Below are 16,101 nucleotides of genomic sequence, written 5' to 3'. Positions count from 1 at the left end.
TATAGAATTTTAGTAAAATGTAATTGACAGTATTAAAAAAAATACTAAGACTTATAAAATGGAAAAAGCAAGGGGGAACTAATGAAAAGTTCAAATATTTTAAAAACTTATTCCGGCTTACCTAGAAGTATTTACGTTGTATTTTTTGCTAGAATTATTAACAGTATGGGTAGTTTTGTTCATCCTTTTCTAACACTATTCCTTACTATAAACTTAGGTCTGGGAGCAGAAACTGTAGGTTTATTTTTAATGATGGCAGCCTTCTCTTCTATACCTGGTTCACTAATAGGTGGAAAGTTAGCAGATCATATTGGCAGAAAAAAAATCATTATTATTTTTCAAGGTTTGGCAGCACTATGCCTTATTCCTTGTGCATTTCTGGGTAAATCTTTAATGATACCCTATCTTTTAATACTTTCATCCTTTTTTGGAGGAGCTGCCCAACCACCAAACAGCGCTATGATGGCAGATTTAACAAATACCAAAAATAGAAAAGCCGCATACTCGCTTTTATATCTAGGAATTAATATAGGCTTTTCCCTTGGACCACTAATTGCAGGTTTTTTATATAATCACCATTTGAAAATTTTATTTTTAGGTGATGCAGCTACAACTATACTCTCCTTAATACTAGTTGCTGTATTTGTAGAAGAAACTCTTCCCACTAAGGAGAATAAAGAGGATGAGGTAATTAATGAGTTTTATAATGAAAATGAAAAAGCTCAAGAAGGTAGCTTACTAAGTGTGCTTTTAAAAAGACCTTATCTTATAGCCTTTGCTACAGTTTCAATGATTTATTCATTCATGTATTCTCAATTTGGTTTCATTACACCAATACAAATGAGGAAACTTTTTAGTATCGACGGTCCAAAGCTTTATGGTTCTATAATGGCTATTAATGGTCTAGTTGTAGTTACTATGACCACAGTTATAGCTGCTTTAACAAAAAAACTTAGACCAATACTAAACATCACCTTAGCTGGTTTATTTTTCTCTGTAGGTTTTGGAATGTTATTTTTAGCAAAAACTTTTACGGTCTTTGTTATTTCTACGATTGTATGGACAATTGGTGAAATACTATCTGCCACTAATTCTGGAGTATATATTGCAAATCATACACCAATGTCCCATAGAGGTAGATTTAATGCAGTTATACCATTAATTACTGGTACAGGCTTTGCGGTTGGTCCCTTTATGATGGGCTTTTTTATTAGAAATAGATCCATAAACTCCGCATGGCTCCTTGTATTTTTCTTTGGTATCTTTGCTTCTGCTTGTATGTACTTACTATATTTAAATGAAAAGAGAAAAGAAACTTAGACGCTATTAATGCCCCAGGGTGTCCTGAGGCATTGTTTCTTATAAATTTATTTCTTTAATGACATTCCCCTCTAAATCTTTTATTTGGAATAAATCATCTTCAAGTATTGCATAAGAATTGGGGTTGTTTTCCTTAGGCAATGATAGGGATCCTGGATTCAATACATATATTTTATTCTGTTTTTTAGCTAGAGGAAGATGCGTGTGGCCCTGTACCAAAACATCATTTTCGCACAAATTCGGCAGATTATCCTCGTTATATGTATGCCCATGTGTCAAAAATAATCTTCTATTATTGTACAATATTATAGAATAATCAGCCATCATAGGATACTCTATGAGCATTTGGTCTACTTCACTATCACAGTTCCCTCTAACAGCTATTATCTTGTCTTTATATTCATTTAAGAGGTTTGCTACTTCCTGAGGTTTGTACTCCTCTGGCAATGGATTTCTTGGTCCATGATATAATGCATCTCCTAGCATTACTATATAGCTTGCTTCTTCTTCTCTATAACGTTTTAATGCTTTTTTTAAAAATAAAAGTGAACCATGTATGTCAGAAATAAAAAATATTTTCATTTCTACTTAACTCCTTCCATAAAATTAATTTTTGCGCTTTATGATTCCTATAGCTGTACCTATAATGTATGTATCTTCACTATCTATTACAATAGGCTTATATTTTTCATTTTCTGGCATAAGTAATACTCTATCTTTGTCTATAGAAAGCCTCTTTAAAGTTGCGTTACCACCTATGTCAACTGCAACAATATCCTTATTATTTGCAGCATGTTCCTGCCTTATTATTACATAATCTCCATGATTAATGTTTGCTCCAATCATACTGTCACCTTTAACCTTTAAAATGAAAGCATTTTTCACTCCTTTTAGCCAATACTTTGGAAGATAAAATTTACCTTCTATTTCAGAATTAATAAGTATAGGTTCACCTGCTGCTATATCACTATATACAGGTAGTTCTAATAATTCCTCATTTATATACTCATAATCGCCTTTTTCATCATTTACTAGGATATCTGATATCCTACTATAATCCCTCATAAATTTGTAGGATCTACTATGCCTTAAATCACAAAATTGAAAATTCTCCAATGATTCGATGTCTAAATTCTTGTCCTTTATCTCCAACTGTTTTTTTTGAAGGATTTCTTGTGTTTTATAATTATTTTTGAATATATGTGTTTTCGCCTTTTCTCCAAGTGGTTTGGAATTAATTCTTTTACCTTTTACCATCCAGGAATTAGTATTGTGAGGCACATCTATATCAACAAGTAACATCATGTTAGAATAAGATTTTGCTTTAAATAATGCATTAATAAAATCTATTTGTACCTTAGTTAAATCATTACTTTTATCAACTATAATATGGCAATACTTATCTGTTGTAATAGATTCTGCCATTAGTAGCGCGTATATATTAATATCTTCATTATCAACTAAATTCTCTAATCTAAGCTTTTCATTATATGTAAGCATAAGCTGAAATATTGCTTGTCTCGCAGTGGAATTTTTGAGAATTTTTTGTGGCCCTTGCCCTTTTTCACATTTTCTTCCTGTTCTATTGCATTGTAAATAGGAATCAATTTTTAAGTAATTGCAACTTTTCATCCACTTTACTTCTTCAACAAAAAATTCAACATAACTCGCATGTAATATCCTTAGACTTGGATAAATATTTTTAATTTCCAATATGCAGTTTTTCATAATGCTATTTTTTTTATCATTACCTATTATTTGCTCATTTTTTAATTTATATTTGCTTTTATATTCTAAAAAATATCTATGTAAAATGCCCTCTAATGTAACTACATGAAATTTTCTTTCACAATTAGAAAATAGAGTTAAATAATCTAATCTAGTTTCTTTTTCTACTTTGCTATATATTTCTTCAATATAATTTATTTCTTCATCCTTAGAAGCTAACATTAATATTTTATCCTCTTCATATAAACAATAATTGTTTTTTAAATAAAGACTTCTATAAATAGATGCAGTTGTCTTACCTGAACCTTGAATCCCTCTAATTGTACTATATCTTGAGGGTTTACTATGAATCATTCTATGTTGCTCTAAAGTTAATTCCATTTCGTCACCTCCACTGTTGTAGACATAGTAATATTATACCTTAATTAGAGGCTGAAAGTATGATTTTTCTATAATTGCTTATGCTATAATCATGATTTTACTAAACTTTTTATAAATTACGAATATATACAAGCCTCTACTGAGCATACTAAGTTGTAAAACAATTTAAAAACTTTTCTAAATAGGATAAACTAGGGGTGATTAGTGTGAAATCAAAGATATTGAGTATTATTATTTCTTCAATGCTTACAGTTAACTGTTTATCTGTTTATAGCAAAGATTTAAAATTCAGTTCAATTATAGACTCTAAAAATGAATATCATAACAAGGGTAATTCAAAACCAGCTGACCTAATAAATTTTTTCAAAAACGTCTTTAGTAATAATAAAACTATTAATGGTTTAAGCACCAAAGAATATAATTGGTATTTCCAGCCCCGAAATGACAATACGCCCCCTGAAGGACCTAAAGAAACCAGTAATATTATATCAAACTATGAGTGCTACTATTTAGGAGACACATCAGAAAAGATACTATATTTAACTTTTGATGAGGGATATGAAGCTGGGTATACTGCTCCAATTTTAGATGTTTTAAAAAAACATAATGTGAAAGCAGCCTTTTTTGTTGTAAAACCCTATATTACTTCCAACCCAGAATTAATTAAAAGAATGGTTGCAGAAGGACACTTAGTATGCAACCATAGCGCTCGTCATCCTTCAATGGCTTCAATAGTAGACGCAGAAAAATTTAATAGTGAATTATCTGATGTAGAAGCTGCCTATGAAAGTATTACAGGAAAAAAAATGTCTAAATATTTTAGACCTCCCATGGGCAAATATAGTGAATTATCCTTACAATATACTAAAAATTACGGGTATAAAACTATATTTTGGAGTTTCGCTTATATGGATTGGCTTACTAATAAACAGCCCCCTCATGAAACTGCAAAAAAACGTATTATGGAAAGAACCCACAATGGTGGAATTATGTTACTGCACGCAGTGTCAAAAACCAATGCTGAAATATTAGATGATGTAATTACAGAATGGAAAAAGCAAGGATACGCGCTAAAAACACTAGATGAACTACCTACTAAACATTAATCAGCAACTTCAGAAGGAGATTTACTCCCTTGTAGACCTCTGGAGTAGATAACAATTCTCAATTGTTATCTACTCCAGAAGTTTTCTTTTTTTAAATAATTGGTAGATTTCTATTCAATTTCTTTACTTTTCTATAAACTCCAAAAGCAAATCTCTTCAAATCCTAGACTTTTATACATCCTTCCAGCTAGATGCCCATCATAGTTTTATTAAGACGAAGCAGATGCTCCTGAAATAGCCGCAGTGCTACTAGCTACTGCTATTATAGCAGCTGTTTGTGCTGCAATTAATGCTTCAATGGAAATCCCAATAGCTGTTTGAATAAGATCCTTTTGATTTTTTATATTCTCAATATATGCATCACTTACCAAAGCTGCTGCAGTATATAAATGAGTTTCTTTGGTTAACCATTTATATTTTTTAGTGGACTTAAGAACATTTACAATTTCAATAACTTGATCTACTGCTACATACCCATCTTCTCCAAGTATAGATAAGAAGCCAATTATCGCATACCCACTAGAATACACCTTCATTTTATTTTCTTTTAACTTATCAAATATTTCTTTGCATCTTAAAACCTTGCTTTTATTGTCCTCTTTGCTAAATCCTAGTATATGAGATAAAAGTTGAAGTCCATTATTTTTTCCAAACCCATTTTCATTTAATATATTATAACAGTCTTCCATATTCTCTATAATACTATTAACAGAAGCATCTGAATTTGCTAAAAGTATTGAAAGTGGGTAATCATCTCCACCAGTTAACCAGGGATGATTGCTTTTCATTTCACTATATATTTCTTTGGCTTTCACTATTCTTGTACCCACCCATTCTTCGCTACAGGTAGCTAAAAGAGCATAATTCGCTATTGGCAAATACATATTATTCTTGAATCCTGACTCTTTCATTCTTTTATCATAATCCAGCATTTTATCAAATTCCTGTTTTGGATTATCATATTGACATGCTAATAATGTTGATAAAATTATCATAGAAGTACCTCTATAATTAGAAAATATCCCTGTGGTCTTCTTAATATGTTTTCTCACATCTTCAATTTTCTCTTTATCAAACTCTTTGTTATTTAATGTATAAGTCAATGCCGAAAAATGGTTAGTTAAGGATTGCTCCCATTTATATTGTGCAGATACTTGTTGAAATAAGTCTATTAGTCTATCTAGCTTTTCTTTCACTAATTGTTCCATAAATAATAGCCCCCTTTACAAATAGTCTAACATATTTTAAGCTTTACCAGTTATCATATAAATTATAATTTAGCAATTACTAACTATTATATCATTATAATTAATTATTCTTATATAACATTTCTACATGTGGAATATCATCTTCTAAATACACATCACTAACTCCCACAAAACCAAGACTTGAATAAAAATTTAATAAATACTCTTGTGCAGAAATTCTAATTGTTTTTTCATTTAAATTATTTTCGATAAATCCTATTGCTCTTAACATCATTTGTTTTGCTAAACCTTTACCACGATATTTTTTATCAGTTAAAACCCTTCCTATAGATATCTCATTATATGTAACTCCTTTTTCTAAAATTCTTAAGTACACAAGGATTTCTCCATCTTCCCTTGCAAATAAATGATAAGATTTTTTATCTTTACCATCACACTCCTCATAAATACATTGCTGCTCTATAACAAAGACTTCACTTCTAAGTTTTAAGATTTCATATACTTCCTCGCCGCTTAGTTCTTTAAACTTTTTTATTTCCCACTTCATCGCTCTCTTTCTCCTTTATATATAATCTAATTGAAATAGTTATATCTAAATCTTAGTGTAACTTAGTTAAGATTTCAACCCTTTTGAGTTAATATTAAACATAATAAAATCTGTTAATTGCAATTTTTTTTGATAATAATTATTTATATTTCCTTTTTTGCATTATTATGATAATATATAATAAATATTGTATAAATATTGTATAAATAGGGGGGGAACTAAATAATGAACAGAAAAAAACTTTTAAGTATAGTTCTTACAGTAAGCATTTTATCTTCAAATATTTATCTATCTAACGTTAATGCAGAAAGTATCAATGCTGGAGGTGGTTATAAACCAACCATGACATCCGCAAAAGATTTAACCAATGTATTAAAAGAATGGCAGGTTTCTAAGTATAAAGGAGAAGGCATGGTAATCTCTATAATTGATAGTGGTATAGATTATAGACATAAAGATATGAAACTTACTGATCCCTCAAAAGCTAAAATTAAAAATAAGAGTCCACAAGGAAAAGGAAAATATTTTACTGATAAGGTACCTTATGGATATAATTACGCAGATAAAAGTCAAAATATAATTGATGAAGGCAATATGCATGGAATGCACGTAGCTGGTATAGTTGCTGCAAACGGAAATTCCACTGATGTTTCTAAATTTGAAGCAATTCAAGGAGCTGCACCTGAAGCGCAATTACTTGCAATGAAAGTCTTCTCAAATGATCCAGATTATCCAAGCTGTAATGATGAAGATGTAGTTGAAGCTATACAAGATTCTGTAAAACTTGGAGCAGATGTAATAAATATGAGTCTTGGTTCCGATTCAGGTTTTGTAGAAAATAGCGCACCTTTACAAAAGGCTATAAAAGAAGCTGAAGAAAAAGGTGTAGTAGTAGTAGTTTCAGCTGGAAACTCTGCATATTCCACATCTCCTGACAAAGTTTCTGATATAGTTGATACATCCGTAGTTGGCGCTCCATCTACTGCAAAAGAAGCACTAAGTGTAGCATCTATTAATAATAGTATGCTTGTATGGCCCGCACTAACATATAAAGTTGGTAATGAGTATAAAGATATAGCATACCTAAAATCAGAATTAGAAATCAGCCCAATTGGACTTTTAAAAGGTGAATACGATATTGTTGATTGTAATCTTGGAACTCCTGAGGACTTTAAAGGTAAAGATTTAAAAGGTAAGGTTGCACTTATTAAAAGAGGATCTAATTCTTTTATAGAAAAGAAAATAAATGCTCAAGATGCAGGTGCTGTAGCAGCCGTTATATACAATAAAGATGGCGATAAATTATATATTAGCATGGCTACTGACCTTAGTGTAAAAATCCCTTCAATGTTCATAACTAATGAACATGGAGCTCAACTAGCAGCTTCAGTAAAAACTGGTACTAAAATTAAATTTGAAGATAAAAAAGTAAGTATCGTAAATCCTAAAACCGGACTAATGTCTGATTTTACATCTTGGGGTCCTACTCCAAACTTAGAATTTAAACCTCAAGTTACCGCTCCCGGTGGAGATATTCGTTCAACAGCTAATGATGATAAATATAAATATATGTCGGGCACTTCTATGGCTGCTCCACATACCGCTGGTATTATGGCATTAGTACTACAACACATGAAGGAATTAAAATTAGACAAGTTATCTCCAATAGAAAAAGCTGAACTTGCAAAGCAACTTGTAATAAATACAGCAAAACCCCAAATTGATCCTTCTACTGGCAAAGATTTAATTCCATTTTCTCCAAGGAGACAAGGAGCTGGTCTTGTAGATGTAGCTGCTGCTGTTAAAACCAATGTAATTGTTGTAAATGAAGCTAACGAATCTACAGTTTCATTAAAGCAGATTAATGAACTTACAAAACAATTTACTTTAAAATTTAAAAATTATGGAAATAAAGAAGAAACTTATACTGTTAAACCTTCAAATGTAGTACTATCCGATAAGAGCGATGAAGCAAGAGACATAATTCTAAAAGGAGCTACAGTTTCCTTTGATAAGGATAAAGTGGTTGTACCTGCGGGATCAGTAGTAGAACTTAAGGTTACATTAAATATACCTGAAAGCACAACTAAAGGTGTATTTGTAGAAGGCTTTTTAACTTTTGAACCTAGTTCTAAAGAGTCAGAAACACTTGGTGTTCCATATATGGGCTTCTATGGTGAATGGAATGAATCTTTAATTATGGACAAGCCACTTTGGGATGAAGGCTCTCATTTAAAAGAAACTGGCGTATATAGTTTAACTGAAAATGGGGTTGAAAATCTTTTAGGAGTAGTTGGTGAAGATGAAAAAACAAAATTGCCAATAGTTGATGAAAATTTAATCGCTGTAACTGCAGCAAATGGAAAAATAACTGTGACACCAAAAATAAAATTCCTCAGGAATGCTAAAACTATGCTTGTTAATGTAGTAGATGAAAAAGGTAATTTAGTTAGGAGTCTAAGTGTTGATAAAGATCTAGTTAAAGATTTATGGTCACCAGACCCTGATGATAAATTACAAGCTGATAACTATGTAGAAGAATCACCATGGAAATGGGATTTAACTAGTTATAATCCAGTTAGCGGAAAATACGAGATAGTTAAAGATGGGCAATATTATTTCGAAGTTAAAGCATCAATTGATTCTACTACTACAAATTATCAAACTATGAAATTACCTATTAAAGTTGATTCAACTGTTCCTACTTCACTAATGACTTCTCCCAGTAAAGTAACTTCAAGAAAGTACGTTTTGAAATTTAAAGCAACAGATAAATTATCTGGAATAAGAGATTTTAAAATTTTGAAAAATGGAACATATATTACAGATAAAAATGGAAGTACCTCTATGAATCTTGAAAAAGATACTGATGGAAACTACTCTGTAAATTTGGATCTACAAAGTGGTAATAATAATTTGACAATTTCCAGTACAGATTATGCCGAAAACACTTACGAATATTCAACAAAGGTAGAAGTACAATCCCTTGCAATAACTTCACCTAAAGCGAACACAGTATTCCCTTCAGGTAATTTTGAATTATCATATTCCGGAGATTCTAAGCTTCTTTCCGATATGAGATATTTCAATGTTTTAGTTGATGGCGAGGTTACAGCAAAAAATATTGAAACACTATCTTATAAATTTAAAGACTTAGTTCCTGGCAAACATCAAATAACTGTACAAGCTTATGGTATAAAAGATATTAAACTTGAAGAAGTGAGTACAAATATAATTGTTAAAAATGATAAATTGTATGTTAACTTTACCGGAGTTAAAAGAGAAGGTAGTTTCTATAATTCCACGAGTCCTACTTTAAGTGGAGATTTATCAACTGGAGTTAAATCTTTTAAAATACAAGGCACGGACGTTACTGTAAATTCAGATTTAACTTTCAAGAAAGAAATAAGCCTACAAGATGGTCAAAATAAAGTTGCAGTAACAGCTGTAGATGAAAAAGGCAACAAGTTCGACTATTCAATGAATCTTTATTGCGATTTAGTTGCTCCTAAGTTAACTATTAAGGATATTAATCCATCTAGCAAAGTTAAAACAATAAACGTAGCCAAAGATGTTGCTACTTTTAAAATCAACTGTGAAGTTTCAGACAATAACTTTGGATTTGGATTGTTTGTTAATGGAAATGAGATATCAACAACTGCAGATATATACGCTAAAACAGCTCACTTTGAATCGGAGGTAAAACTTCATGCAGGAATGAATTATATTGAAGTTAAAGCTGTAGATAGAGCCGGTAACACAACAAGTAATATAATATCCGTGCTTCGTCAAAACTAAAAAATTTCAAAAAAAGATAGTCTTCATATTATGAAGACTATCTTTTTTTGAAAATTTAGTTGCATGATTAGATCATCATCTAGTGTGATAGAATACTAAAATAATGCTTTACCAGAAAATTTTTATTAATCCTATTACTAATAAATGTACTGGATAAAAAGCATAAAAAAGGTATTTTAGATCTTTGCCTTTCTTATGATTATAGCTAAATATAAAAATTAATGCCAGTAGTGATAATGCTTGATTAAACCAAACTAACTGAATACTTGTACCTGAGAATTTGTTCACATAAAATAAGATTTCTGATGCACTAAATAATATATATACACTAGTTTGAGATATAGCTGTTTTGACTTTATTATCTCTAAAAATATAAAATGCAAGAATCATAGCAACTCCATAAATTCCATAATCGGTACCGAAAAATTCTGCTGTTATGCCCAATGATATCACACCTATTATTCTAGCAATCTGGGATTCTTCTTTATCCCATATACGTATTGCTAGTAATCCCAATGCCAACGTAAAGAAAATATTTAAATGTAAATCTGGACTTCCTACAAAAAATCCCAAAAAATCAGAAAAGCTGTTTATACTAATACCTTTACTAAAGGCTAATGAAAATGGAATTTGAGATACAGCTGCAAATATAAGCAGTCTGCGTAAATATTTAGGAAATGAATTTGTTTTAGAATATCCTACATGGATTAAATAAGCAAATATAGGAAATGATAATCTTCCTATCATTCTCATAATTGTAGCCTCTGGAAAAAGTGCTGCACCCATGTGGTCAATTAACATTAGTAAAATTGCAATAATTTTTAGCATACTGGTTGTCATAAATATCCCCCCAAGTTTTCATTAATATAGGTTATTTTATTTATAAATTATACCATTTTTAAGATAATTATGCATTATATTTTTTTTCGAAAGTTCTTTTATATTAACTCTTCCTACCTTTTAAGCCCTAGTATAAACTTTTTTATTCCTCCACACATATCTAACTCTAAATCCTTTATCCTACCTATTATAGCCTCATTATCGCTTTGAAATATTTGCCTTTTAAAGTTTTTATCTTTAAAGAAATCATTGTCATTATTTTCTATGTAATTTTTCAAAGCTTCAAAAAAGCTAAAACTCACTTCTTTTTCCTTTAACTTTAAAAAATCATTAACTGCCCATAATATATAATCTCGAGCCTTCTTTATCCCACCATAGATCATTAAATAATTAAAGAGCTGCTGGAAGTTATAATTTATATAAAATTCTTCTAGGAGATCTTCTTTTTCAGAATTACATCCCATTGTATTATGAAAATTACACTCTATAAATCCGACCATAATTTTTCTAAAAGTTTCTCTTGAAATTTCCTTTTCATAAAAATATTGTATTCGCTCTTTTACTTTTAAAAATATGGGAGACATTTCATAAACTTCTGTCATGGTTTTAAGGGACAACTGACAAATCTTTCTTTCACCGAAACTTATTTCCCTATCTACCTTACTTGCAAGTATTTTCTGAAGATAATATACCATCATATATGTATCATTATTTTTATACTTTTCTTCCATAGTAAAACTCTTAATTTGCCTCTTAGATATTTCAGATATATCTATATCTTCTAAGATATTCAGCTCAGCTTCCTTACCTTTAAGTTCTTGGGTTTGTACTTTTTCTATTTTAACTATTTTGTCTTCTGAAGATTTTATTGCCTCGAATTTAAAGTTCTCTTGGAAATCAGCTGTAAATATCTGATTATATTCTTCCAAACTAACCCCTTGCCCCTGCTGCTTTTCTTTAGTATATTTATCACTTTTGCTTAAAAATTCATTTAATACTTTCGGCTCATCTAGGTTATTCCAAACAAAATTCAAATAATCATTTTCCTTTTTAAGTTTCATTACATTTAAATGTTTTTCCTCTTGAAAATCAAAAACATATGCAAGAGATTGCTCTACATCTGCTTTCCTTACCCCACCCTTAGCCACAAACTGAAGATTTATGTACTCCTTGATTTTTGAATCTTTTGCATAAGTTATAAACCCAAAATTTCTTCTAACTACGTATGGGAGACCTATATATATATACTTCATTAGCTGTTTTGAGTATTTTGATAACTGCTGCACTGGCACTTTCATCACTATATATATTTTTCTGTTATTTAAAACAGAGTCAAAGCATGCACTTAAAAGCTTCTTATACATACCCTCTTGTATACATAATTCCTTGAAAAACTGGTCCCTTTTGAAAAATTCATGGCTCTGTTTATCCATAGGTATATCAGTTAATTCATCTAAAAAAGTTTCACTTGGCTTATCATCACCAGCATGTAATTCAAAAATCGGTATTTTAAATTCTGCATGAAAAATTCTTTCAGGATTTCTGATATAAAATTCCTTCTGCACCGGACTTACTACATAATCATGGGTGAAATATCTATTTCTTTGACCAGTATAATCTTTGCCTGCAAAACTTGAACATCCAATTACCATTTCTTTAGATGGTATATTAAAACACATAAGTGCTTTTGGATATTTATTTAAGTCTTCTTCCTCTATAAGCTCAAAAGGCGCTTCATAAAAGCAATAATTATGAAGCACCTCTTTTATTAACTTATCTTCTAAGCCCTTACTTTTTGAAATAGTATCATATCCTGGGGTAGCACTGTATAATCCTTTTTTATCCCTTGTATAATAATGTTGCTGAATCATACCATTACCTTCCTTCTTTAATATAACCCATCTTATATAAAAGCCATAAAAAAGGCTCCTCTATTCTTAAAGGGGATATAGTAAAATTGTCATTAATTTTAGAGTTCTCTGGATTACAGCCTAAAGAAGATACTGCAAAATAACCTACATTTTTAAAATATGCATCCATAGCACCTTTAAAAGGTGTGTCCACTTTAGTTAAAAACCTTCTTATTTCTCCATCAATATTTTCAAATTCATTTAAATTAAAGCTGCCCTCATGACTACAATTTCTAAATACGTTACTACTGGCACTTATATATTCTTCATCCTTTAAGCTAATTAGCATATCACTTTTAGTAACCACTACTGCTGTGGGTATATCTGTAATAGTTTTTTCCTGCTTAGATATAAAATTTTCAAACAAATACACAAGAATTTCTTTAGGTTCTTGATATTTATCTGTAAAATCCCCTTTTGCTCCATTTGCTAAATTTATTTTTTTCCTTAATGCTCTCATTTGTAATGGATCTATAAGGAATATAATACCGTCAGAATTTTGAATATGTTCTCCATGCTTGTCTATATAAGCTTTGTCAGTCATACCTTCTCCTGGAACATCATAAAATACAAAAGTTATTGGCTTTTTAGTTTCATCTTTAAACTTAAAAGTTTCAATTAATGGATCTATATGTTGCTTTGGTGTAGGCTCTAACATCTTATTAAATTCAAATATTATCCTCTGGTTTTGCTTTATATCTTCATTATACTCTGAGCTCCCAGGAATAACTGCGGCTTTAAACTTCTCCGCAATGTGGCGTTCAAGATAATATAAAAGACAAGACATATAAACAGACTTCCCAGCTTGAGATGCTCCTACTACTGAAATGATTTTTGTATCTCCTCTGCCTGAAGTTATAGGGAGCACATTATGACAATATGGACATAACCTCTCCTCTGTAGCCTTATCATAATTATCTCTTACTTCGATTATAGCATTATCAACCTTTGTCTTGCTTTTTTCTGGCAAATCTGATGCTCTAATAACAGCATTTATTTCTCCTAAGGTGGCTTTACCAATTTTTCTATTATATTCATTTAAAATCTCATCAATCTGTTTTTCATACTCTGGGTCACCATCCTGATCATGGCTTACCCTAAAATGAACATCTTCATTATTAAAAGTTTTAAAACAAAATGGACATTTAATATCCTCTGTATTATGTTTTTCTTTAGATTTTTTTAAATTATAATTTTTATCTGCTCTATTTTTTTTACCTAGTGTTAAAATATCAAAAATGCCCATATAATACCTGACTTATAAAAACCATCAGGTACTCACCTCCCTTTTATAGCTACCAATGAACTTTCTCTTACTTTTCTCTCAAATTATATGCGCTTCCATACCTATTAACGTCTTTTATGAAAATCTTAACAAATTCATCCCTACTGATTTCTATATTAGGCATTTCATTTACCCCTGGATGAAAGTCCCCTATAAAATCAAATTTAATTCCATCATCCTTGTTAATGGGGTAGTTTCCCTGTTTTTTTACATAACATAGCACATCTTTTTTAAAAGGTGCATCACAAATTATTCTCATCTTCACCTTTTTATTTTTACTAAATAAGGAGGTACGTTCTGTAATCTCATAAAAAACATCCGGCTTTCCTGTACAAACAATTACTTCATTTTCGCCATCCTGCTGTTTTACAAGGATAAGCTCCTCATTAATTTGCTCCGCTTTAAAAATCATAAATTTGTATTGATTAATCTCCCTTATACTCTCAACATAACCACTAAACTCTCTATATTCTTCTCTAGTAAATATCTTTATATTCTCCTTAGTTATATCTTCTATACCTGCCTCATTTAGAGCTTCAGACTTAAAAATATAGACTACATCAGAGCCTTGTGCCCATTCCCATTTTATAACAAATTTTTCTTTTTCTATTTCACATTTTACAGCTTTTATGCCTCTTTCTAAATTTTCTAAATCTCTCATATTCATAGCAACACTCCTAACTATTATAAATTTCTATCCACCAAATGTATTACTGCCTTTTGAATTATTTGAATATGAATCATAATCTATTTTCGATTTCACACCTTTAAAAAATCCGGTTTTTTTGTCTTTTACATCTACAGATACTGAAAATAAAGTGAATATAGTTGTTAGCATTACAGCTGCAATTAGTCTATGCAAAGTTCCAGCCCAGGGTATAAATCTAAATCCTACTTCTAAAACAATGCCTGCAGTGAGCCCTCCTACTAGTCCACCTATAATAAAGCCCTTTAAAAGATATTTATTATCAAACATAAAACTTATTGCTGTTGAAATAACAGCTCCCACAAGCGTTATAATCATAATTCTCATTATTGCATAAAATCTAATACTATCAAATAAGCCATTTCTTTTATCTACCAGTAGCCTTTGATCTCTATATTTATAGATTTTACTGAAAATGTCCTTCAAATATTTACTTTCAGAAACACTGTAATAATTTCCGTTAGTTACACTGGATATTTTCTTTAGCATTTTCAAATTATTATCCTTAGCCATACCTACAGTATAAACTGAAATTTTATTATCCTGAAAAGGTTTTATAACCTCTTCAAAGTTTTTATTTAAATCAAAGCTATCCTCTCCATCAGATAACAATAGTACAATAGCATTCCTATCAACTTGCGTGGTACTTTGTATTTCCTTTAAAGCAGTATCTAACGCTGCCTTCATATTTGTCTGACCCTTAGGAGTTTTTAGAGATTCTAACTTTTCTAAGGCTACTTCTTTAGTTTTTTCTGTAGCTTTAGTCATTGGAAATATTTCTAAAACTTCATTATCAAAGGTGTAAATAGAGAATCTTTTTTCCTCATCCATATTTTTAATAAGATTTTTTGTTGCTACAAATCTATCATTATTGGGATCTGTACTTTTCATACTTTCCGAAGTATCAATTAAAAGCAATATATCATTAACCTTTTTATTGTTAGTATTAAACCCATAAATAAATTGAAATAATGCACCAACTATAAATAAAAGTACAAAGGTGCAAGGTACTAAAAACTTTAAAGAAGTTTTTAAATAATTGTTTTTCCAATTATAACCATTAAGCCTTGGATGGATAGCCTCTGCAATAATACACATAAGCCCTGCAAAGAAAGCTATAATTCCAAAATATAATCCCATAAGTACACTTTGAGGAAGGCTATATTTATAAGCATTTAATAATAGTTCACTAAAAATAAAGCCTAAAATACCCCCTCCCCCACTCATTAAAATCATTAGCCCATTAATTCTCTTATCCTTCACAAAAAATCC

12 protein-coding genes are annotated in these 16,101 nt (G+C 30.4%); 3 read left to right on the top strand and 9 right to left on the bottom strand.

Going from position 1 to position 16,101, the window contains the following annotated elements:
• The first annotated feature begins 81 nt into the window (after window positions 1-81).
• Window positions 82-1,320 (top strand): MDR family MFS transporter, encoded by a 1,239-nt coding sequence (locus ACREV6_RS05775; protein WP_431577053.1) that lies wholly within the window; start codon window positions 82-84, stop codon window positions 1,318-1,320.
• Between the two features lie 39 nt (window positions 1,321-1,359).
• Here the strand turns inward: ACREV6_RS05775 and yfcE are convergent, their stop codons facing one another.
• Window positions 1,360-1,902 (bottom strand): phosphodiesterase, encoded by a 543-nt coding sequence (gene yfcE / locus ACREV6_RS05770; RefSeq protein ID WP_431577052.1) that lies wholly within the window; start codon window positions 1,900-1,902, stop codon window positions 1,360-1,362.
• A 24-nt stretch (window positions 1,903-1,926) separates the two neighbouring features.
• Window positions 1,927-3,429 (bottom strand): LexA family protein, encoded by a 1,503-nt coding sequence (locus tag ACREV6_RS05765; RefSeq protein ID WP_431577051.1) that lies wholly within the window; start codon window positions 3,427-3,429, stop codon window positions 1,927-1,929.
• Window positions 3,430-3,635: 206 nt separating this feature from the next.
• Here ACREV6_RS05765 and pdaA point away from each other — a divergent pair, with 206 nt between their 5' ends.
• On the top strand, window positions 3,636-4,535 hold the full coding sequence (pdaA, locus tag ACREV6_RS05760; RefSeq protein ID WP_431577050.1) for a delta-lactam-biosynthetic de-N-acetylase: 900 nt from the start codon (window positions 3,636-3,638) through the stop codon (window positions 4,533-4,535).
• Window positions 4,536-4,744: 209 nt separating this feature from the next.
• On the opposite strand, the gene ACREV6_RS05755 is transcribed toward pdaA, so the two are convergent.
• Together ACREV6_RS05755 and ACREV6_RS05750 are read right to left on the bottom strand one after the other, a co-directional pair.
• Complete coding sequence (locus tag ACREV6_RS05755) at window positions 4,745-5,743, bottom strand: DUF4003 family protein (protein WP_431577049.1); 999 nt, start codon at window positions 5,741-5,743, stop codon at window positions 4,745-4,747.
• Between the two features lie 100 nt (window positions 5,744-5,843).
• Window positions 5,844-6,290, bottom strand: coding sequence for a GNAT family N-acetyltransferase (locus ACREV6_RS05750; RefSeq protein WP_431577048.1), 447 nt, complete (start codon window positions 6,288-6,290; stop codon window positions 5,844-5,846).
• A gap of 225 nt (window positions 6,291-6,515) precedes the next feature.
• On the opposite strand from ACREV6_RS05750, the gene ACREV6_RS05745 reads away from it, so the two are divergent.
• Window positions 6,516-10,088, top strand: coding sequence for a S8 family serine peptidase (locus ACREV6_RS05745; RefSeq protein WP_431577047.1), 3,573 nt, complete (start codon window positions 6,516-6,518; stop codon window positions 10,086-10,088).
• A gap of 108 nt (window positions 10,089-10,196) precedes the next feature.
• Here the strand turns inward: ACREV6_RS05745 and ACREV6_RS05740 are convergent, their stop codons facing one another.
• The 5 genes from ACREV6_RS05740 to ACREV6_RS05720 all read right to left on the bottom strand — a co-directional run bounded on the left by ACREV6_RS05740 (window position 10,197) and on the right by ACREV6_RS05720 (window position 16,092).
• Window positions 10,197-10,928 carry a TraX family protein gene (locus tag ACREV6_RS05740; RefSeq protein WP_431577046.1) on the bottom strand — a complete coding sequence of 244 codons (732 nt, stop codon included), beginning with the start codon at window positions 10,926-10,928 and terminating at the stop codon, window positions 10,197-10,199.
• A gap of 113 nt (window positions 10,929-11,041) precedes the next feature.
• On the bottom strand, window positions 11,042-12,799 hold the full coding sequence (locus ACREV6_RS05735; protein WP_431577045.1) for a GAP1-N2 domain-containing protein: 1,758 nt from the start codon (window positions 12,797-12,799) through the stop codon (window positions 11,042-11,044).
• A 4-nt stretch (window positions 12,800-12,803) separates the two neighbouring features.
• Window positions 12,804-14,084 carry a TRAFAC clade GTPase domain-containing protein gene (locus ACREV6_RS05730; protein ID WP_431577044.1) on the bottom strand — a complete coding sequence of 427 codons (1,281 nt, stop codon included), beginning with the start codon at window positions 14,082-14,084 and terminating at the stop codon, window positions 12,804-12,806.
• Between the two features lie 67 nt (window positions 14,085-14,151).
• Window positions 14,152-14,790, bottom strand: a complete 639-nt coding sequence (locus ACREV6_RS05725; RefSeq protein ID WP_431577043.1) for a hypothetical protein — start codon at window positions 14,788-14,790, stop codon at window positions 14,152-14,154.
• A 27-nt stretch (window positions 14,791-14,817) separates the two neighbouring features.
• Window positions 14,818-16,092 carry a VWA domain-containing protein gene (locus ACREV6_RS05720; RefSeq protein WP_431577042.1) on the bottom strand — a complete coding sequence of 425 codons (1,275 nt, stop codon included), beginning with the start codon at window positions 16,090-16,092 and terminating at the stop codon, window positions 14,818-14,820.
• Window positions 16,093-16,101 lie beyond the last annotated feature (9 nt).

The organism is Clostridium sp., assembly GCF_050717515.1.
Taxonomy (GTDB): Bacteria; Bacillota; Clostridia; order Clostridiales; family Clostridiaceae; genus Clostridium_AD.
The sequence above is the reverse complement of the archived record's forward strand: the minus strand, read 5'-3'. Positions and strand labels throughout refer to the sequence as shown.